Origin of the sequence: Wansuia hejianensis (assembly GCF_014337215.1) — a bacterium.
Taxonomy (GTDB): domain Bacteria; phylum Bacillota; class Clostridia; order Lachnospirales; family Lachnospiraceae; genus Scatomonas; species Scatomonas hejianensis.
Window position 1 is genome coordinate 1,169,068 of record NZ_CP060635.1, and the last position, 19,949, is coordinate 1,189,016.

17 protein-coding genes and 1 tRNA gene are annotated in these 19,949 nt (G+C 48.5%); 5 read left to right on the forward strand and 13 right to left on the reverse strand.

The features are described from left to right. Window positions 1–19: 19 nt before the first annotated feature. The 5 genes from H9Q79_RS05365 to H9Q79_RS05385 all read right to left on the reverse strand — a co-directional run bounded on the left by H9Q79_RS05365 (window position 20) and on the right by H9Q79_RS05385 (window position 7,116). Window positions 20–997, reverse strand: a complete 978-nt coding sequence (locus tag H9Q79_RS05365; protein ID WP_249329348.1) for an ABC transporter permease — start codon at window positions 995–997, stop codon at window positions 20–22. Further along, window positions 981–2,477 (reverse strand): sugar ABC transporter ATP-binding protein, encoded by a 1,497-nt coding sequence (locus tag H9Q79_RS05370; RefSeq protein WP_249329349.1) that lies wholly within the window; start codon window positions 2,475–2,477, stop codon window positions 981–983. The genes H9Q79_RS05365 and H9Q79_RS05370 overlap by 17 nt, the downstream gene beginning before the upstream one ends. 46 nt (window positions 2,478–2,523) lie before the next feature. Further along, entirely contained in the window at window positions 2,524–3,423 is a 900-nt protein-coding gene (locus H9Q79_RS05375) for a glycyl-radical enzyme activating protein (RefSeq protein WP_249329350.1), read from the reverse strand. Between the two features lie 21 nt (window positions 3,424–3,444). Further along, a complete protein-coding gene (locus H9Q79_RS05380) occupies window positions 3,445–5,922 on the reverse strand; it encodes a glycyl radical protein (protein WP_249329351.1) in 2,478 nt (825 codons plus the stop codon). Window positions 5,923–6,324: 402 nt separating this feature from the next. Further along, the gene (locus tag H9Q79_RS05385; RefSeq protein ID WP_249329352.1) at window positions 6,325–7,116 is read right to left on the reverse strand and encodes an MBL fold metallo-hydrolase; all 792 of its coding nucleotides are present in this window, start codon (window positions 7,114–7,116) and stop codon (window positions 6,325–6,327) included. 144 nt (window positions 7,117–7,260) lie between these two features. Between H9Q79_RS05385 and ptb (H9Q79_RS05390) the strand changes: the two genes are divergently transcribed. From ptb (H9Q79_RS05390) to buk, 3 genes are all read left to right on the forward strand, one after another. Next, entirely contained in the window at window positions 7,261–8,157 is an 897-nt protein-coding gene (ptb, locus tag H9Q79_RS05390) for a phosphate butyryltransferase (protein WP_118643655.1), read from the forward strand. A gap of 91 nt (window positions 8,158–8,248) precedes the next feature. Beyond that, entirely contained in the window at window positions 8,249–9,160 is a 912-nt protein-coding gene (gene ptb / locus H9Q79_RS05395) for a phosphate butyryltransferase (RefSeq protein WP_249329353.1), read from the forward strand. Between the two features lie 108 nt (window positions 9,161–9,268). After that, window positions 9,269–10,339, forward strand: coding sequence for a butyrate kinase (gene buk / locus H9Q79_RS05400; RefSeq protein ID WP_118643652.1), 1,071 nt, complete (start codon window positions 9,269–9,271; stop codon window positions 10,337–10,339). Window positions 10,340–10,386: 47 nt separating this feature from the next. On the opposite strand, the gene H9Q79_RS05405 is transcribed toward buk, so the two are convergent. The 4 genes from H9Q79_RS05405 to dcuC all read right to left on the reverse strand — a co-directional run bounded on the left by H9Q79_RS05405 (window position 10,387) and on the right by dcuC (window position 14,989). Then, window positions 10,387–11,232, reverse strand: a complete 846-nt coding sequence (locus tag H9Q79_RS05405) for an arylamine N-acetyltransferase family protein (protein ID WP_249329354.1) — start codon at window positions 11,230–11,232, stop codon at window positions 10,387–10,389. Window positions 11,233–11,259: 27 nt separating this feature from the next. Further along, window positions 11,260–12,531, reverse strand: coding sequence for an SLC13 family permease (locus H9Q79_RS05410; protein WP_118643648.1), 1,272 nt, complete (start codon window positions 12,529–12,531; stop codon window positions 11,260–11,262). Between the two features lie 11 nt (window positions 12,532–12,542). Continuing rightward, complete coding sequence (locus tag H9Q79_RS05415; RefSeq protein WP_249329355.1) at window positions 12,543–13,553, reverse strand: uroporphyrinogen decarboxylase family protein; 1,011 nt, start codon at window positions 13,551–13,553, stop codon at window positions 12,543–12,545. A 74-nt stretch (window positions 13,554–13,627) separates the two neighbouring features. After that, entirely contained in the window at window positions 13,628–14,989 is a 1,362-nt protein-coding gene (dcuC, locus tag H9Q79_RS05420) for a C4-dicarboxylate transporter DcuC (protein WP_249329356.1), read from the reverse strand. Window positions 14,990–15,122: 133 nt separating this feature from the next. On the opposite strand from dcuC, the gene H9Q79_RS05425 reads away from it, so the two are divergent. Beyond that, complete coding sequence (locus H9Q79_RS05425; RefSeq protein ID WP_118643638.1) at window positions 15,123–16,601, forward strand: PucR family transcriptional regulator; 1,479 nt, start codon at window positions 15,123–15,125, stop codon at window positions 16,599–16,601. 536 nt (window positions 16,602–17,137) lie between these two features. Here H9Q79_RS05425 and H9Q79_RS05430 read toward each other — a convergent pair. The 3 genes from H9Q79_RS05430 to H9Q79_RS05440 form a co-directional block, all read right to left on the reverse strand. Further along, the gene (locus H9Q79_RS05430) at window positions 17,138–17,395 is read right to left on the reverse strand and encodes a heavy-metal-associated domain-containing protein (RefSeq protein WP_118643636.1); all 258 of its coding nucleotides are present in this window, start codon (window positions 17,393–17,395) and stop codon (window positions 17,138–17,140) included. A gap of 233 nt (window positions 17,396–17,628) precedes the next feature. Beyond that, window positions 17,629–17,985: a hypothetical protein gene (locus H9Q79_RS05435; protein ID WP_118643634.1), complete on the reverse strand. Its 357-nt coding sequence runs from the start codon at window positions 17,983–17,985 to the stop codon at window positions 17,629–17,631. Window positions 17,986–18,318: 333 nt separating this feature from the next. Continuing rightward, window positions 18,319–18,402 (reverse strand) — tRNA-Leu (locus H9Q79_RS05440). A gap of 197 nt (window positions 18,403–18,599) precedes the next feature. Between H9Q79_RS05440 and H9Q79_RS05445 the strand changes: the two genes are divergently transcribed. Beyond that, window positions 18,600–19,580: a D-isomer specific 2-hydroxyacid dehydrogenase family protein gene (locus H9Q79_RS05445; protein WP_118643632.1), complete on the forward strand. Its 981-nt coding sequence runs from the start codon at window positions 18,600–18,602 to the stop codon at window positions 19,578–19,580. On the opposite strand, the gene H9Q79_RS05450 is transcribed toward H9Q79_RS05445, so the two are convergent. Next, window positions 19,568–19,903 (reverse strand): hypothetical protein, encoded by a 336-nt coding sequence (locus tag H9Q79_RS05450; RefSeq protein WP_118643630.1) that lies wholly within the window; start codon window positions 19,901–19,903, stop codon window positions 19,568–19,570. The two genes, H9Q79_RS05445 and H9Q79_RS05450, sit on opposite strands and share 13 nt — an antisense overlap. Between the last annotated feature and the right edge of the window lie 46 nt (window positions 19,904–19,949).

The following is a 19,949-nucleotide window of genomic DNA, read 5'->3' on the forward strand; positions in this document are numbered from 1 at the left end:
GACTTTTGATTGCCCGGTATCATTTTTTGTTTTTCCTTGCGCTGATAGACCCGAGTGCTGTTGCGGCAATCACCACGATGCCGCGGACGATGTTCTGCTGCGAAGCCGTCATGCCTGCAATAACGGTACCGTTATCAATCATTGCCATTAACCAGGCGCCTACAAAGGTGCCTACCACAGAGGCGACTCCTCCATTCATGCTGGTCCCGCCCAGCACAACCGAAGCGATTACATTCATTTCCGCGCCATCGCCATATACATAGTTGGCTGCCTGCAGGCGGGCACAATACAGTACACCTGCAAAAGCAGACATAACCCCGCTCAGAACCATGACCATCAGGCGGATCTTCGGCACATTGATACCAGAATAAGTGGCAGCCTGGCTGTTACCTCCTACCGCGAGGACTTTTGATCCAAAAGAGACTTTTCTCAGCAGGATATAGGCGATGATCATGCACAGGATACACCACAGAATCATAACGGGTATCCCCAGTACCTTCCCATTGCCAAACACCTGGGTGAAGGCCCTGTCATAGATCGGTATTGAATTTGAATTGGCCAGCTCCATGGACAGGCCCTTCAGGATCGTCAGTGTGCCGATAGTAATCAGAAAAGACGGCAGACCAGTGTAGATCAAGATCAGCCCGTTGACCCCTCCGATGATCAGCCCTGTCGCCAGGGCGGCCAGCAGCGCTACGAACGCGTTGCCCCCGGCACGCATCACAATAGCCGCAACAATGCCTGAAGTCGCGATATTGGCTCCGACTGTCAGGTCTATTTCCCCACAGCCGATCACGAAGGTCATACCAAAACTCATGATTCCGATGGTGGTCATCTGCCGCAAAATATTAATCTGGTTTTTTGCCGTCAGGAAGCCTGAAGAACCTAGGGTGATGGAAAACACAAGGAATGCCACAACAATCGCTATGTACACAATTATTTTCGATAAGTCTAATTTTCTACCCGCTGTTTTGACAGCACTATTGCTGGATTGCATTTTGCAGTACCTCCTCAGAATCAATTTCATCATGTCGTAATTCATTAATTATTTTTCCGCGCTGCAACACATAGATGCGGTCACATACTGCCATCATTTCCTGCAATTCAGATGATACAAAGATCGCAGCATTCCCCTGGTCTGTAAATTTGCGAACGGTTGCGATTAACTCCTTTTTGGAACCGATATCCACGCCCGCAGTCGGTTCGTCCAACAGCAAAATCTTCATGTCTGACCGCAGCCATTTGGAAATTACAATTTTCTGCTGGTTGCCTCCGGATAACAGGTTGATAATCTTATTGGGCGAATCTGTTTTTACGCTTAACTCCTTGATGCTGAAATCCGCGGTCTCATTGATTTTCTTCTTATTTAAAAATAGGCCCTTCTGCATTTTCTTCAGTATGGGTAATATCAGGTTCTGTTTTACCGAATGAATCAGCACCAGGCCCTGTGTCCTCCTGTCTTCCGGCACCAGACCGAATCCAGAACGGATCGCGTCCTGCACGGAACGGACCGGCACCGGTTTGCCATCGATCCGGATCAAGCCTCCCCTGGGCTTTCGTATTCCGAACAGAGTCTCCAGAATCTCCGTTCTTCCGCTGCTCAAAAGACCCGCAAACCCGATTACCTCTCCTTTATGGAGGTTGAAGGAAATATCCCTGACCCTTTCATTGATATCCAGGTGCTCCACGTTCAAAACCACCTGATCTGAAATCTCTTTCTCCGGAGGCATCCATTCAAAAGAAGTTCCTCCTCTATCTCCCATCATATAGCTGATGATCGCTTCAACCTTCAGATCCTGATTATCCAGCTCACCGACGATCCTGCCGTCCCGCAGCACAGTCACCTTGTCCGCTATGGACAAAATCTCATTCATGCGGTGGGAAATATAAATGATCGCGATTCCCTGTTTCTTCAGATTCTCCACAATCTGAAACAGCTTATCCACTTCCTTTGCGGACAGGGACGCCGTCGGCTCATCCATAACCAGTATCCTGGCGTCGCTGGACAGCGCCTTCACAATTTCAACCATCTGTTTTTCACCGACGGTCAGCTCTCCGACCACCGCATCCGGATTGATGTCCACTCCCAGCCGGTCCAACAATTCAACAGCCTTTTTCCTCATGGCGGGCCGGTCCAGGAACCGGTTTTTCTTAAGCAGCTCATTGTTCAGAAATATATTTTCCGTTACTGTCAATGTGGGAACACTGCTCATCTCCTGAAAAATCATGGCGATCCCATGCTGAAACGCATCCTTGTAATTATTGAACGTCGTTTCCTTTCCATTGAACCAGATCGTTCCGCTGTCTTTTGTGTAAACGCCGGTCAGAATCTTCATCAGCGTGCTTTTACCGGCGCCGTTGCCTCCGACCAGGGCATTCACCTGCCCGGGAAACACTTCAAATTTCACATCCTTCAGCACAGTGACGCCGAAAAAGCTTTTTGAAATGTTTTCCAATTTTATAATTGGCCTTTCCATTCTGTCCCTCCTAATTCATATCTTCAACCAATTCTCCTTTGGCCTGTCAGCCTCCCACCACACAATCCAGCCCTGCGTTTCTGACCAGCATTTCCAGATCGGAGACCTCCTCTTTATTCATTGTCTTCAGATCTCCAAACGTGTATTCACGCCCGATTGTCCGGTACTTGTAGCTTCCCAGCTGATGAAACGGCAGCAGGTCAATCTGCCGGATGTGGTTTTCCTTCGCTATCCCGATCACCTGGCTGATGAATTCCTGATCCTTATTAACTCCCGGAATGATCGGACAGCGGATGCGGACCTTCTTCCCCGCCGAACACAGCTTCTGCAGATTTTCCAGGATATGAGCCGTCGGATAGCTGGAAAACTCCTTAAATCTTCTGTCGTCCAGTGTCTTCAGATCAAACAGGATTTCTCCGGCATGTTCTACAGCCCGGTACAACATCTCCCAGGGCACGGCTCCGGCAGTCTCAATTGCGGTATCAATAAATTCCAGCCTGCACCTGCGGATACACTCTCTCACGAATTCTGGCTGCAGGGCCGCTTCACCGCCGGAAAAAGTCACCCCTCCCTTGGATCTGACAAAATAGTTTTTATCCTTTAAAACCTCTGTCATCACCTGGTCGACGGTCATATCCCTGCCAAAAAGCGTCCGGGCGTCATAGAAGCATCTGTCCACACAGGCGCCGCAGCTCGTGCAAAGCTTCCGGTCAGTGACGATCTCTCCATCCTTCAGGGAAATCGCCCCATTGGGACAGGCCGGTATGCATCTTCCGCATTTCAGGCATTTATTTGCGTTAAAGGCCATCTCATTTCGCGGAGACTGAGACTCCGGATTGCTGCACCAGGGGCAGCTAAGAGTACATCCCTTTAAGAAAACCAGAATCCGGATACCTGTTCCGTCCGTATAGTGGTAGCGCTCAATATTGAATACTTTTCCATACATAGGTTTTGTTTCACTTTCGCTTTAGATTTTATGAACCGTCCGGTCAATAATGTCGTCCTGCAGGTCGGAATCTATGGCCGTGAACAGCGCGCTGTAACCGGCAACCCGAACCATCAGGTCCTTATAATTCTGCGGATGCTCCTTCGCATCCATCAGGATCTTGGAATCCACCATGTTAAATTGAATGTGCTGGCCCTTGTAATCTCCCAGATAGGTCCTCAGCATATCAATAAACCGCTCACGGGCTTCCGGGGTCTCCACCGTTTTAGGGTCCACTCTCATATTGTAAAGGGTTCCTCCTGAAAGCAGCACGTTCGGCAGCTTTCCAACAGAATTCAGTGCGGCGGTCGGACCGTTCGTATCACTTCCATGCATCGGAGACGTGGTATCCGCCAGCGCCTCGCCCGCTTTTCTTCCGTCCGGCGTGGCTCCGATGATTTTTCCCAGCGGCACATTCGAGGACACCGTATTGCATGAGGGAACCCACAGGCCGCCGACAGGCCCCCTTCCATACCGGGTGGTATGGTATTTCGCTTCCTCTTCAAATATATCGTAGAGATACTGTGTCATGATTTTGTCCACATAATCATCGTCATTTCCATATTTGGGAGCTCTCAGACACAATTGCCGGATTTCCTCCCCTGTCGGGGCTGTAGTCATATCTTCAAAATCCGTCTCCAGCGCATGTTTCAGTTCGGCCGCCGTAATCACATGATCTTCAAAAACCAGCTTCTTGACTGCCGCCAGGCAGTTGCCGGTATTGGCAATTCCCATATACAGCGGGCCGCAGTAATCATAGACAGCGCCTCCTTCTTTCACAGTCTTGCCTCTCTCGATGCAGTCATCAATCAGCATGGACATATAAGGATCTGTGATTCCCTCTTCTGACGCCAGGTCAAGAGAATTATCATAGATCACATGCATTCGTATATAATATCTGATCTGGTCCATAAATGCGTCATATAGCTCTTCATAGCTCTGGAACGTGGTCAGATCTCCGTTACTCTTATGCAGGCACCTTCCTGTCCGGGGGTCCGTCCCCCCGTTCATAGCCATTTCCAGCGCCTTGGTGATATTAATGAACGCCGCCCCGTCCGGCCTGTTGCTCTGCTTGCCCTCAATCAGTGGTTCCCCGCAGCCCACATTGGCATAGTCATAGGCGTCCTCCAGCTTCACGCCTCTGTTTACCAGGCCCAGCACGTAATTCTCATCGCTGTAGTATGCCGGCTGTCCGCCGCCCAGCTTCTGTACATCCAGCACCGCATTCATATAACGGTTCGTGCAGCGGTCATGGTACCGGGCAGACAGCGGGTTGTTCAGCTGCATGATGGCCTGGCATTCCAGGATCAGGTATGTCATTTCGTTGGTCGCGTCTCTTCCCAGACGATCCTGTCCGCCGATGGTTATATTCTGCGCCACCACATATCCGCGGAAGGTGGATGTGCTGTGCCAGTCCAGCACCCGCGTAACCTGAAACAGCTTCAGCATCAGATTAGAAAACAGCTCCTTGATATCATCCTCTGTCCATCCGTCCTCTAATGCCTTTTTATAATAGGGATATAGTTTCTGATCCATTCTCCCGTAGGAAAAAGCGCTTCCGTTCCCTTCAATATTCAGGATCAGGTTTGTAAAGTACATGGATTGTATGGCCTCGTGCATATCCCGGGCCGGATGCATGGGCACATGCCTGCAGACCTGGCTGATTTTTTCCAGCTCCTGCCTGCGCTGTTCATCTCGCTCCTCCGCAGCCATCGCATCGGCCAGATCGGCATACCTCTTTGCGAACAGCTCTACACTGTCGCAGTTAATCAGTACAGACTGTAAAAACGGAAGCTTCTTCAGATTGTCAGGTTCCGTCAGATCCAGGCTTTCAAGCACTTTCTCCGCTCTTCTGCGGAAGCCTTCAATTCCTTCTCTGAGGACTCTCTGCAGGTTAACAATCACATGGCCCTCTGCACAGATCACCAGATAATCCGTATCAATCATCCCGATCTGAAACGCGTCCCAGGCGTCCCTGGGTATCCGGGCGTATACCTGATCTTTATGTGTCTTGCCTTTCCAATAGGGGGCAATCTCCCGTATCACCTGTTCATCTTCCGGGCTGATCATAAACTTGTCACCCGGCCTGTCCTCGAACCGGAAGGGCTTCCCGTCCAGCTCTTCAATAAACCAGTCGATCCCATAATCCGGATAAACCTGCGCACATCTGTCGTAGGGGGCGATTTCTCCTACTACCAATTCCCCTTCGTTAATCCGGATGGGCAGGCTCTCCAGGGTTTTCCGCAGCGCTTTGGCCCTGCGGATCGGCACCGGTTCCCCTTCCGTCTCCCGGTAACTCTCAGTTACCGCTTTAGCCCTTGATGAATCTATCTGCGGAACTGCATCAAAAACTCTGGTTCTCAATGCATCCAGCCTGGCGCTGCGGTAAATCTCCCGCCCTTCAAACACTGCCCCGGCTTTTACAGCATCTGGAGCATTCAAATTTCCATAGTGTAGCATCCTCTCTTCCTCCTGTTCTTAATCTGGGATCTAAGCTTATTTTCCGCATACTTTCAACTCTTTCCGCTCTCTGAACAAATGTCACAACATTTGTCAAACTTAGTATAGCTAGAATATACAGCAAAACATGCGCCTTGTCAAGCAAAATTTACTAAACAATTGACCCCAAACGATTCATTTTCGGATATTTTGCCAATTCCATGCAAAACCCCGTGAAATGCTCTATAAAAAATCACCAACAGTGGTTAAACGTTCAATATTGATTATGGTAAATAAAGATATCTCTTTTTCATTCAGACCGTTTCCGGTTAACCTGCTAAAATATATAAAAAATAAGCATCCTTGCCCGTAAATAGCAATAGGATACTTATTTAATTACAGAAAACTGATTATTCATACAGTTTATAGATTAACCGCCTGCAGTGGTTCTTCCAGCAGAACTGCCCGGCTGTCAGGATATTTTTTCAGGGCCTGGCGCGCCAGGGAACGGAGATGGATCTGATCGTCAGATTCAAAGGGCAGATGATAAATCACGATCCGTTCCGGCTGCAGGTACTCATTTATGATATGCCTTCCCCTCTCGTCGTAATAAAAATAAGGGTTCAGGAAAACTGCATCTATCTTCACACCGGCGTATGCTTTAAGCAGCCCTTCTTCCTCATAGCTGCAATCTGCCAAAAAAAGAACATTTTTACCATCCGCCTGTACCAACAGACAGCTGCAGAGGTCTTTGGGAAATATCTGCGGCATATGTCTCACACACAGGGAATAGATACAGATTTCTTCTGTCAGCCTGTACTGATGGGCCGCCCCATGCTTCATCTTCAGAGGCCATACCGGCACCCGTGCTTTCTGGAGCGCCTGTCTCATGGGACGGAACTGGGCATTTTCTTCAATCGGACACAGCACTCTCCTGACATGATTGCATTCCAGATACTCTGCCAGCAGTTCTGCCGAAAAATGATCCGGATGTGTATGGGTAAATATTAGAAAATCAATATGTTTATACTCATTTGCACAACTCTCCGAAAAGTCTGCAGACCCAGCATCCTGAGACATCATCTGCTCCAGGATCGAATCAGGTGTCCTGCTGAAAGGGTAATTCCCCGCATCCTGCAGCCCGTCCAGCAGAATACGGATGCCTTCCGTTTCTATTAACACTCCTGCGTTAGCAATCAGTCTGCAAGAAATCATTTCCTGCCCCCCTTCCATTTGCTGGATATATTAGCATACGTTATAACATTTGTCAACAAACAATATTATCCATCTCTTTGGATTGTTGACATTCGTCATAACATATGTTAAACTCATTCAAAATACAATGCGAGGTATCTACTTATGAGCAAAAATTTTAATGACCTATTGTCAAACGCAGGCTCAGGCCCGCTGAAAAAAATCGCAGTTGCCGTCGCCCAGGACGCCGCCGTGCTGGAAGCTGTCAGCGAAGCCAGAAGCCGCGGCATCGCCGATGCCATACTTGTAGGCGACAAGACGCAGATCTGCCAGACAGCCGCCTCCATCGGCCTGGATCTGGGCGGGTTTACAATCATCCACGAGCCTGACGTTCCCGCCGCAGCTTTAAAAGCGGTGGAGCTGGTTCATAATCAACAGGCCGATATTCTGCTGAAGGGATTTCTATCCACCAAGCTTTTTCTGAAAAGCGTCCTGAATAAAGACGTGGGCCTGAGAACCGGACGGCAGATGTCTCATGTGAGCGTTTTTGAAGTAGACGGCATCGACCATCTGCTCTTTCTGACAGATATTGCCTTCAACACCTATCCTACCCTTGACGAAAAAACTCAGATCATACGCAACGCCGTTGAAGTGGCTCACGCCTGTGGAATCGATTGCCCGAAGGTCGCCCCGCTCTGCGCCGTTGAAGTCGTAAACCCTAAAATGCAGCCCACTGTGGACGCCCGGGCACTGACCGAAATGTACGAACGCGGAGAATTCAAAGGCTGCGAGATCTACGGCCCTCTGTCCATGGACATGGCCATAGATCCGGAAGCCGCCCGCCACAAAAAAGCGGACAGCCCGGTGGCAGGACACGCTGATATTCTGCTGTTTCCCGACATCGACGCGGGCAATATCACCTATAAGCTTCTGGTACGCACTCCTAAGACGCGAAACGGCTGTGTGCTCGTAGGGACATCCGCGCCTGTAATCCTCACCTCCCGTTCTGACAGCGCTGAAACGAAAATCAATTCCATCGCTTTTGCGGCGGTAATTGCCTGAAAAAGTCCTGTCTAATACTTATTGACCTTCCCGGAAATCAGTGATAGACTAGGATTGTTAAATAAATATTTATATTGAGAGGTGCAACAAAATGAGTAAGAGTTTTGATGATATCATTTCCAAAGCCGGCTCCGGAACTTTAAAAAAGCTGTCCGTTGCCGTCGCTCAGGATGATGCCGTGCTGGAAGCTGTCAAAATTGCAAAAGAACGCGGAATTGCCGACGCTGTTCTGGTGGGCGATGAGGCTCAAATCCGGGAAATTGCCGCTTCCATCCACATGAATCTGAACGATTTTGAAATCGTCAATGAACCAGATGTGGCCGCCGCCGCTTTGAAGGCTGTGGAGCTGGTTCACAACAAACAAGCTGATATCCTTCTGAAGGGCTACCTGGATACCAAGCTTTTCCTGAAGAGCGTCCTGAACAAGGAAGTAGGGCTGCGGACCGGTAAAATGATGTCCCACGTCTGCGTTTTTGAAATCGAGGGCATCGACCGTCTGCTTTTCTTCACCGACGTCGCATTCAATACATACCCGACGCTGGAAGAAAAGGTACATATCATTGAGAATACCGTTGAGGTCGCCAAAGCCTGTGGCATCGAATGCCCGAAGGTTGCCCCTCTCTGTGCCGTTGAAGTGGTGAATCCCAAGATGCAGCCCACTGTGGATGCGCAGGCGCTGACTGAAATGTGCGAACGCGGTGAGATCAAGGGCTGTCAGGTATACGGCCCCCTGTCCATGGATCTGGCCATCGACGAAGAAGCCGCCCGCCACAAAAAGGTGGACAATCCCGTGGCCGGACATGCAGACGTCCTGCTGTTCCCCAACATTGACGCCGGCAATATCACTTACAAGATCCTGATCCGCACGGCGAAGGTGAAGAACGGCAACGTGCTCCTGGGCGCGGCCGCCCCGGTCATCTTAACCTCTCGCTCCGATGACGTTGAAACCAAGGTGAATTCCATCGCATTCGCCGCCGTCATTTCCAAAGCCATCACCAACTGAGCCTGACGCCTGTCTGAGCGCGTTCACTCTGAAAGCTCTGTAAGACAGCTTTCACTGACCGCGATGTCAGCGGACACAGACTTGTACATATTTAGGAGGTATGAAATTATGGGATATAAATTATTGATCATCAATCCAGGCTCTACTTCTACAAAAATCGGCATTTTTGATGACGAAACTCTTCTTTTTGAAGAAACGCTGCGCCATCCCACAGAAGAGATTGCGAAATATAACCTGATCGTGGATCAGAAGGACTTCCGGAAACAGTTGATTCTGGATTTCCTCACCAGCAAAAATTTTGATATCAAGGAACTCTCCGCAGTCATCGGACGGGGCGGATTGTTAAAACCGATTCCAGGCGGCACCTATGCCACCAGCGACGCACTTCTGGAGGATCTCCGGATCGGACGCCAGGGACAGCACGCTTCCAATCTGGGCGGCCTGCTCGCGCGAGAGATCGCCGATCCTCTGGGCATCCCCTCTTTCATCGTCGATCCGGTGGTAGTGGATGAGCTCGCACCGGTCGCACGCTATTCCGGGCTGCCTCAGATTCCGCGGATCAGCATTTTCCACGCGCTGAACCAAAAAGCAGTTGCAAAACGGTATGCAAAAGAACAGGGAGTTCCTTACGACTCTCTGAATCTGATTGTCGCTCATATGGGCGGCGGCGTATCTGTCGGTGCCCATCAGAACGGCAAGGTGATCGACGTGAACAACACCTTGGACGGAGACGGCCCCTTCTCACCTGAGCGGGCGGGTTCCTTGCCTACCGGAGGCCTTGTGAAGCTCTGCTTCTCCGGCCAGTACAGCCAGGCTGAGATCGCCAAGCTGCTGAATGGCAAGGGTGGCCTGAACGCATATCTGGGAACTAATGACATGCGCCAGGTGACAAAGATGGCCTTTGAAGACGGCAATCAGGAGGCTGAACATGTGTTCCACGCATTTACCTATCAGGTTTCCAAGGAAATCGGCTCCATGGCTGCTGTCCTGAGCGGAAAAGTGGATCAGATCATCCTGACCGGCGGAATCGCCTATGGCGAAAAAGTGGTCGAGGAAATCAAGGCGCGTGTCGGCTTTATCAGCGGCATCACCGTATATGCCGGCGAGGACGAGCTTCTGGCTCTGGCACAGGGCGGCCTCCGTGTGTTAAAGGGTGAAGAAAAGGCTCTGGAATATTAATTATACAAAAAGAGCATGACATTTGATTGGATGTCATGCTCTTTCTTTTATATTGAAAAGCTATTTCTTTTTGTGTCACGGCGTACAGGAAGGTGAAAATGCAGTTCCAGGGCCTTTGCAATTTCCAGTTCACTGTCCAGAATGCGGATTTCTTCGCGCCCTTCACGGATCGTGGTCAGTTTCCTGTCGATCAGACCGCAGTAGCCTGTCTCCGTCCTGATATGGGCCCTCAAGTGTCTGCGGAAAGGCGAATCAGGGCTGTTCCAGCAGAATTCATTCAGCGCACAATAATCCAATGGCGAGTTCTGAAAAGTTCCCACCATCAGTTCACAGAACCCCTCTTCATTCCCTTCCCTTGTTTCCTTTCTCTTCAGCATCCACCAGGATTCATCATACTGCTCCATCCAGAATTCCTCTCCCATCCGTTCCTGGCGGTTCTTCTCCCGGATCAGAACCGCGCCCGGATACATCCTTCCTCCATATCCCACGTCACAATAATATAACTGTTTATCCAGCCGGACAATGGTGCCCCTGTGTCGGATAGGCGCCAGACTGCCGGAATTTTTCATGACGCGGCAGGAGCAGGGATAGGCGTCAAATCCCAGCGTGTACAGCAGTGAGAAGAACAAACCGTTCAGCTCAAAGCAATAACCTCCCCGCCTTTCTTCTATAATTTTCCGACTGAGTGCGTCTGCTTCCAGACGGATGGGAAGTCCATATTCATAGATATCTGTATTTTCATAAGGAACTGACAGCTGATGGGCATAGATCAGCGAATCTAACCCTTTGAGATCCAGAGTAATTTTCTCCGTGCAGCCAATCCGCTCCAGGTATTTTCCGGTATCCGGCAGTTTTTCATAAGTGTCTGTAAAAAATCTTTTCTGTCTTTTCATTATTATTCACTCAATAATTTTTAACGCTCACATCAGAGGGTATACCACCGGTATCATCACGATACATACGAGATAGCTGAGGATACTGACCGGAAGCCCATACCAGATATAATCTTTAAACCGATAACCCGATGACATTGCCATCCCCAAAAATCCGTTGGACAACGGCGTAGCGAACCCTATGGAAGCCCCGAAAACAACCCCCATGGTATAGGGCACCGGATTTAGTCCCATTCCAGATATGACTGACAATACAATCGGAAGCATAATGATAACCGTAGTGACATCCGCGATGAAAATACTCACTGCCATTGCGGCCAAGGTGACTAGAGCCAGCAGAATCCAGGGGTCAAGAAAGCCCCTCAGCAGCCGTTTCAAAGCGCCGGCCGCCAATTCATTCGCGCCGCTGGCCGTCAAAGCGGCTGTAATTCCCATGCTTCCGGCCATCCAGAACAATGTATTCCAGCTCATCTGTCGGAATGCTTCCTTTTGAGTAATCACACCCGTCAGGATACACAGCATCCCTCCCAGGACAGCCGCGCTTCCAACGGAACAAACTCTGCTTACTGACAGTCCCACCACAAGGCTGAGTATGGCAACCGTCTTCCAAAAGTCTGCTTTTTTAAAAAGCTTCTGTCCAGGTTCTCCGGCCTGCCGCTCTATTTCCTCCTCCGGACGTCCGCCCCATATTCTCCGCCCCAGGGGATATCCGATAAATGCCATGTACAGCAAACCTGCAAGAAGCACCGGAATGCCAATCAGGGTTGTGGAAAAAAATCCCAGACTTATGCCCTCCGCTTCCGCCAGATAGCCAGAGGCGAAAATCTGTGGCGCCGCTCCCACCACTGTGCAGGTCCCGCCCATGATCGTACCGATGATCACAGGCATAGAAAGATTACGCAGGCGGGTGGATGAATTTCCCGATGCAACCCCCATACAGATTGTCAGCATCATAGCACTGACAATGGTACTGTTCATGAATGCCGAGAAAGCGGCTGCAATCAATGCCAATCCCACTATCATGAGTCTCTCATTGCCCCTTGCAAGCCTGGCCACTGTCTTCCCGACAAATTCCGCAGCGCCGGACGCCTGCACGGCCGCTCCGATGATGCCCATACCGAAAATAATCAGTACCAGATCGTTGCTCAGCCCGCCTGCAACGGTTTCCACATCACAGACGCCAAAGATCACCATAGCCACACAGCCACAGATTACCGTAGCCGCGCTTGGTACAAATTCCAATATTAAAAACACAATGACTACTGCCAGGATAATGAGAGCCACAACCGCTTTATCCATCACCTACTCCTTTAATGTGTTTTATAAAAATTTCTTCCATACTGTTCATATTCATCAGCTACCCAGCGTTTTGCGTTCTGTACATCTGTGTCTTCAGGATCTCCATAGACGCTGGCCCAGAATACGAATCCTCCATCCGGAGCATAAGTATTAATGCACTTTCTCACCTCTTCACGGATCAACTCTTCCGAAGCATCAGGCCTTCCCACAACCCCCTGGGAATCCCAACAACCATTCAGCACCAGCCGCCTTCCGTATTTTTTCTTGATCGCCATGAGATTATTCACGACCTGAGCCGGCTCCCACACCCTCACACCGAAGTCGAACCAGTCCTCAATCATATCCTCACACCTTCCGCAATTATGCATCGTGACAGGTATATTCTGTTCATTGGCAGTTTTCAGCTCCCGCACATACCAGGGTTTGATCATCTCCCGAAACATGCTGACCGAAATAAACGGATTTCTGGCTGTCGCTGTATCGTCCCAACAATACATCAGGTCTGGATGGTAGAATTCTACCATCTTTTCCGATACCTGCGTGTAAAAATCAGAGAGATATTCCAGTAGTGCCATACACTCCTCCGGCTCTTCATACATCGCGCACAACCCCTCTTCGAATCCCATGAAATTCATCAGGTTCTGGAAATATCCCATATGTACTTGCCCCAGCACGGCAGTTTTTTCTCTGTCAATATTGGACAGATCCTTCTTAGCCATTGCCTCCCAGTCGACCCCAGACAGGTCCGGGGCTTTAATGACCTCCCGCCATCGGCGGATGTCCTTCAATATAAACTGGTTCGGTTTTGGCAGCGCCATCCAGCCTGTCTCCCTCGTAGTTACATATTCCACTCCCCATACATCAAACCCTCCTTCAAAGGTCCGTTTCTCTTTCAATATGGATGGAGTGAGCACGGTTGTTGCCGGGGGCCTCCCTCCCGGCCCGGGCACTCTGTGCCTCGGAATCCATTCCGGAATCTCTCCGTTTACCGCCATCATATAGTTTTCTTTCTCAGTTAACATCCTTTATACCTCTTTTCTTTCTTCTATTCCATTCAGGATCGCAGGAGCTTACGAACCTCTATTTAGCTACTTTCCTAGATGACTGTCACACTGATAATAATTACTGTAAGAAGTCCTCCCAGAAGGGGTACCGCGTTTCTTTTAATTAACTGCAGAGCCGGTATATTCACATATTTTGACGTAAATACATTGGCCGCTGATATCGGTGAAAAAGATCTTGAAAGACCACTGGCCAGCTCCAAAGGCAGCAGCACGCTCTGGTTTTCCAGTCCGCCTGCCTGAGCAATACTTTTAACGAAAGGTGAAAATGTCGTGGAACTGGGCACATTGCTGGCGATGCAGATCGTCATGATAATTGCCATTGCGCAGATCGCAAGAATCATGATGATACCAGGCATCTGCATATGCACCAACCAGCCGGAGATCGTCTGAAACCCTCCGATCTTCTGAACTCCGCCCGCGAATACCGTGGCGGCGGCGATCAGTGTAATCATGTCACAAAAACAGTTCCCCATCCCCTTAAACATCTCTTTTGTCCCGTCTAGAGCCGGCTTCACACTCCGGTGGCGGATAAATTCACAGATCAGCGTCACGAAAAGGGACATGACCGATGCCCCAAAGGCAGTCACGACCACATTTCCTAATACTGCTTTACTGCAGATAATCATGATGATCAGGGGCAGCATCGGAAGCACGCAGTAAAATGCCGGAAGGCCTTTTACCTCTTCTTCCTTTACCTCCTCCGCGTCACTGCCCAGCACAAATTTATCCTTTTTATCTAAGACCTGGTTTACAATGAATGCCAGAACTGCAGTTACAGCCAAACCCGCGAAAAAGATACCCAGCTGATAATTGACGAACAACTCAGACTGATCCAGATTTGTTTCCGACAGCTGAATCACCATAGCAGTAGTTGGGCAGGCGGGGCCCCAGTCAAAGGCGCTGGCCACCACACAGGTGGAAGCGGCAGCCACCTTGCTCATACCCGCTCCCAACAGCACTGGGTAAACTGTCACCATCAGAAGTGCAATCAGGCCGGTCTGGGATGGGATTGCCAGGCGCATGATGCCCCCCAGGATCACCACGATCAGGATCAGGAAATACGGTGATTTTACCTTCCGAAACGGTCGGATTGCCTGCAGCGCCAGCAGCTTGGAGGCGCCGATATAATTCATATACGCTGCATACCCAACCACCGGCATTAGCACCAGCCCATGGGTCGTAAAAGTGCTCAGAAACTTGTCTTTCACAAACTCAAATACATCCACAAACCGATTTCCCGCGCTGGCGTCCCCCATCACGCTCTGTCCCGTGATCATGCTGTACAGCAGAAGCACTGCAATGCCTATGCCCATCAACGAGATAACGGGATAGTTTTTCTTCATGACAATCACTGCCAGAAGAACGATAACCGCAACCGTTAATAATACATCCATAGATTCTACCTCTCTTTTCTCTACCTCATTTTTTTATCTTCCAAAGCCGGCTTGAAAAATCCATATTGTGATGTTATACTCTCTCTCAGAACAACCCGTAATGCAGCATTTATTGCCATGAGGAGCCCAAATAATGTTATTAAGTATCTGCAATCTGTTTGACTGGTTGAGCAGGAAAGGATATAATGTCCGATCCGACATCCATACCGGGCCGCCCATATTAAGCGGCGTCCGCCTGCTGAACAATTATTATCCGGAACAGGATCAGGACGATGTGGCCTTTATTGGCCCATCAGAGGATTTTATGAATTCTCCTTCACCAGGCACTATCGTCTGCTGCAAAAATGATATTATCTATATCGACGAGATCGACACGGAACTGATCTTTAATGAATGTATCCGCGCCTTTGAATTTTTCAATCAATGGGAAATCGCTTTGCTGGAAGCTGTGATTCAGGACAGCAATTTAAACACCTTCATCACCCTGGGACATCAGGTTTTTCAGTCGCCCATGTTCATAAGCGGCGCTAACGGCCAGACCTATGCCATCACTTCTCAGTATGACCCCAGCATCCATCCGATCTGGAAACAACGTCTGGAGAACGGGAATTTATCCTTTGACTTCATCAACCAGTACCATGAAGGCGATTATTTTCAGGAAATGTATTCAAGCACTTACCCCCAGATATCCGTCTCGCCGATCTGGGGAGGGGAAATATTATTTTCTAACCTGCGGACCAGGAATGAACGGATAGGCTCCGTCATTATCTATGAATACGGCCACAAATTTCATCAGGGCGATGTCCATCTTCTTCATGTTTACGCAAAAATCATCGAGAAAGCGCTGGCCCTGCATCCTACTCAGTATTTCTCTCTGTCAGAGCTGGAGAATCTGGCGTTCCATCTGCTGGATGAAAAAGACACAAACTGGGAAACTGCCTACAATACACTGCGCGCCTATCGCTGGAAATACGACCACCGCTTTCTGGTCATCTGCTCCAGTTCCCCTTCGGGCATTGATTCCGTAATTATCGGGCGCCTGCGTGATATCATCAAGAGTAAATATAATGGTATCTGTACCGTCCTGTATGACGGCAACCTTCTGGTTATCATTAATCTGAACCTGAGGAATGACTACCATACAGTCATATCAGATATGCAGACACTGACCAAAAACAAGTTGATCTTTGGTATCAGTTATCCTTTTTTGGATTTTGCCAACCTCAAACTTTATTACCAACAGGCACTGCTTTCCATGCAGACAGCCAAATCACAGAAGAAAACTCTCATGGACTTTGAAGAAATATTTTCCTCCGCCCTCCGTAAAAACCTGCCAACCAATTCAGGATTATCCGCCATGGTGCATCCTGATATCCTGCTGCTCTTGTCCATGGACAGAAAAAACTCTACTGATTATGCCACGACCTTGTATGTATATCTGCTCTGCGGATGCAATTCCAGAGAAACAGCCAGAATTCTGTCTATACACCGCAACACACTTTTGTATCGGATGGACAAAATCCGTACATTTTGCACATTATCCCTGGACAACTTGCAAAACAGACAAATTTTATTCATTTCTCTTGTATTTTCAGGCTTTTTCTTAAATTAAAAACATTTTAGCACAATATTCTTATTCATACCATGTAACAGATCATAGAAATATGGCCGGCCCATTGTGCCATTTGGCACAGTGAGTCAGCCATATTTCTTATACTACAGGGCACACTTACAGGAACTGAGGCATAACAGAAAAAAGCTCCGCTTAGGGGAGCTCTTGCAGGAGGCTGACTATGACTGGCAAATTTGCTGAAAACCATCGTTATTCCGGTCGGATTTGTGGGCACTATACTCTATCTCTTGGTTTTTTCTGTAATTGGCAAGCAGCTGGCAGACACCGCCGGCGAAAATATCTTCTGGCCCTGGATGATCTTTCTGTGGATCAGCGCGATTCCCTGTTATAATGCTCTGTTTAAATGCTGAGGAATCAGCACATCCATCCGTCAGGATCACTCCTTCAGCATAAAAAACTCTGAAAGGTTAAGAATGCTCTCTCTTCTCGCACCGTTTGACAATATATCTTTTTTTCCGGCAACGTAATTTTTCTATTGCTGGATCTCAGTCACCCGATAGGGATACTCGCTTCGCTTATTTATGCCTGACAGAGAAAAGCCCCCTTTTCTCATAGGGTTCCCGTTTGACTGCTATTACTTCATAACCTGTCTTTTCGACGGCCTCTTTCAGCCTCTGGTCGTCAATCTCATCTTCTGTGATAATGACTGTCTGCCCTTTGGCATGAGAGGAACTTACCTTTTTCACCGGAAACTCTCTTCTCATCACATCATTTATATGGGCTTCACACATCCCGCACTGCATTCCATCTATCTGTATCGTGATCTTTATCATAAGACTTCCTCCTTCGGGTTCAATTCAGTTAGATAGTGTATTCTTTTAATTCGTTCTCGTGATATCTCCCTTCGGTTTGTATTAACTAACCTAGATTTAATTTTACACCTTAAGTTTCTGTCCGTCAAGATGCTCTCATCTGTTGCAGTCTTCATCCGTAACCTCACCTCACTGATAAACTTCGCCACTGCTGCTAGTCTTCCGGCCAGCTATTGCTGACCGGTGTCTGCGTATCATATATCCTCAAAGTAGAAATAATTGGTCTCGATGACGCTGATGCTCGTATATGGATTACGCAATGCCTGCTTAACATCCAGGATCACCCTCCGCATAGAATCATAATATTCTACCGCGTTGCTGCAGTATACCGGATTTCTTATTGAAGTAACTCTGACCCCCATCATCATACCTTTACACCCCTCGTATTCACTGCAGATAATATCCGTATTTTCAATTACGGCGTTCATGTACATTTTGCTCCGCTTATATTCACAATCGGCTGCCTCTTTCCAGAGAGCAATGACTATGTCCTTATTAAACAGTTCCCCGTGCATGCTATAGAAATTTATAATATATTGTTCTGTCATCATGGCAGGCCTTTTCTTTTACAATATGCACTAAATTTTCATAAGTGAACAGCTAAGGCATGCCCATGCTTCGCTGCCTTTTATACAAGAGTTTGCACTATATAAAATCGGCCGTAGGTTGGGACACTTCAAAAGCAATGTTACAAGAAAAATATATGCTCACGTCATAAAAACTCGTAGATCAAGATGACGCTCGGCTGGATCAGGCGCATATTCTATATTTCATAGGAAAAAAGTGCAGGATCTCTCGTGTGCCCCTCAAACGAAAAAAGCCCCAAAGCCCGCATAAATACAGGGCTTTTGAGACCTCTCGCATTCCGTATTATCATTTCGTCCTGCGGAAGATGGGACTTGAACCCACACGGCACGAATGCCACAAGATCCTTAGTCTTGCTCGTCTGCCAGTTCCGACACTTCCGCATTTTTCAGCCATCCGGTTTTTACTCCGGACGACAAAATTTATTATAGCATTTCTCACGATTTCCGTCAACATATTTTCTGAGTTTTTTTCATTTCCGCCTGGAGCAGGGCTTGTTTTTTCTTTTGCTCCGCTTTATAATTGTGGTGTTGCAGGCTTTGTCCTGTTTATTCACATTTTAGTACAGGAGGCATTCATAATGAAATTAGCAGTTTACAGCTGCCGCACTGATGAGCGTCCGCTGTTTGAAAAATACGCGGCGCAATATCAAATCAGGCTTGCTCTGACCTCGGAAGCACCTTCCCTGGAAAACGCTTCCCTGACGGAAGGCTGCCAGGCAGTCTGTGTCATCACAACTGCCGTTCCGCCGGAAATCATAGATATCTGGCACAGTTACGGCGTTAAAGTAATCTCTACCCGGACTGTCGGCTATGAACATGTAGATTACAAGTACGCGGCCAGCCTGGGAATCGCCGTATCCAACGTGAGCTATACTCCCCACACCGTGGCAGAATACACCGTCATGGCCATACTCATGGTTATTCGCCGGATGAAAACGATCTTAATCCGCTATATCGGGCAGGATTATTCTCTGGACAATATCCGCGGAAGAGAGCTGTGCCATATGACAGTCGGCGTCGTAGGTACCGGGCGAATCGGAGAGGCGGTCGTAGAAAATCTCAGCGGTTTTGGCTGTAAAATCCTCGCCAATAATCTGGTTGAAAAAGAATCTGTAAAAAAACTTGCGACTTATACAGATATGGACACCATCTGGAATGAATGTGACCTGATTACCTTCCACGTTCCGGCAACTGCGGATACCTGGCACATGGTCAATGCAGATACCCTCAGCCGCATGAAGGACGGGGTCATCCTGATCAATATGGCACGCGGCTCCCTCATTGATACCACTGCTCTGATTGAAGCACTGGAAAATCACAAGGTAGCCGCTGCAGCACTCGACGTTCTGGAAGACGAAAGCCATATTTATTATAAAGATTTCAAGTATACCCCCGTAGCCCATCATGAAATGGCAATATTAAATTCCATGCCGAATGTTCTGCTGACTCCTCACACTGCCTTTTTTACCGACGAGGCCGTCAGTGACATGATCGAATATTCAATGACCAGCTGTCTGGCCACCGTACGCGGAGACAAAAACCCTTTTCAGATCAACTGATCAAAGCGGACCTTTTCAAATGCTTCTTTGAGAAGAGTTTCATCGGCAGTCAGGCGAATGCCTGTACTGCCATAATTATCGATTTCTATTTCGAAGATGACGTCACCTACCTGTGTCCAGCCATAGAGTTCTGCAAGCTGAGTCGTCTGGCTGCTTCCATAATCATATGTATTTTTCAGCCAATAGATCTTCATACCGTTGACCGTCATTTCTTTGACCTGGCCCGGCACTATGTTAAAGTATTCGTTATACGCTTCCATCCAGCTGCAATCACTCCTGTCTCTGGCTCTCTCTTCCCTCAGAATAAATTGTATAATTCCCATCCGCGTCTGGTATCGGCTCCCCCATTTCGTATTTTGCTATAAAAGC

What these genes read in the sequence shown, in the direction of transcription:
- H9Q79_RS05405 (WP_249329354.1), bottom strand. Translation starts at nt 11,232, where the DNA reads ATGAAAAGACAGAAAAGATTTTTTACAGACACTTATGAAAAACTGCCG.
- buk (WP_118643652.1), top strand. Translation starts at nt 9,269, where the DNA reads ATGGGATATAAATTATTGATCATCAATCCAGGCTCTACTTCTACAAAA.
- dcuC (WP_249329356.1), bottom strand. Translation starts at nt 14,989, where the DNA reads ATGGATGTATTATTAACGGTTGCGGTTATCGTTCTTCTGGCAGTGATT.
- H9Q79_RS05425 (WP_118643638.1), top strand. Translation starts at nt 15,123, where the DNA reads ATGTTATTAAGTATCTGCAATCTGTTTGACTGGTTGAGCAGGAAAGGA.
- ptb (WP_249329353.1), top strand. Translation starts at nt 8,249, where the DNA reads ATGAGTAAGAGTTTTGATGATATCATTTCCAAAGCCGGCTCCGGAACT.
- H9Q79_RS05450 (WP_118643630.1), bottom strand. Translation starts at nt 19,903, where the DNA reads ATGGGAATTATACAATTTATTCTGAGGGAAGAGAGAGCCAGAGACAGG.
- H9Q79_RS05430 (WP_118643636.1), bottom strand. Translation starts at nt 17,395, where the DNA reads ATGATAAAGATCACGATACAGATAGATGGAATGCAGTGCGGGATGTGT.
- H9Q79_RS05410 (WP_118643648.1), bottom strand. Translation starts at nt 12,531, where the DNA reads ATGGATAAAGCGGTTGTGGCTCTCATTATCCTGGCAGTAGTCATTGTG.
- H9Q79_RS05380 (WP_249329351.1), bottom strand. Translation starts at nt 5,922, where the DNA reads ATGCTACACTATGGAAATTTGAATGCTCCAGATGCTGTAAAAGCCGGG.
- H9Q79_RS05365 (WP_249329348.1), bottom strand. Translation starts at nt 997, where the DNA reads ATGCAATCCAGCAATAGTGCTGTCAAAACAGCGGGTAGAAAATTAGAC.
- H9Q79_RS05385 (WP_249329352.1), bottom strand. Translation starts at nt 7,116, where the DNA reads ATGATTTCTTGCAGACTGATTGCTAACGCAGGAGTGTTAATAGAAACG.
- H9Q79_RS05375 (WP_249329350.1), bottom strand. Translation starts at nt 3,423, where the DNA reads ATGTATGGAAAAGTATTCAATATTGAGCGCTACCACTATACGGACGGA.
- H9Q79_RS05415 (WP_249329355.1), bottom strand. Translation starts at nt 13,553, where the DNA reads ATGTTAACTGAGAAAGAAAACTATATGATGGCGGTAAACGGAGAGATT.
- H9Q79_RS05435 (WP_118643634.1), bottom strand. Translation starts at nt 17,985, where the DNA reads ATGATGACAGAACAATATATTATAAATTTCTATAGCATGCACGGGGAA.
- H9Q79_RS05445 (WP_118643632.1), top strand. Translation starts at nt 18,600, where the DNA reads ATGAAATTAGCAGTTTACAGCTGCCGCACTGATGAGCGTCCGCTGTTT.
- ptb (WP_118643655.1), top strand. Translation starts at nt 7,261, where the DNA reads ATGAGCAAAAATTTTAATGACCTATTGTCAAACGCAGGCTCAGGCCCG.
- H9Q79_RS05370 (WP_249329349.1), bottom strand. Translation starts at nt 2,477, where the DNA reads ATGGAAAGGCCAATTATAAAATTGGAAAACATTTCAAAAAGCTTTTTC.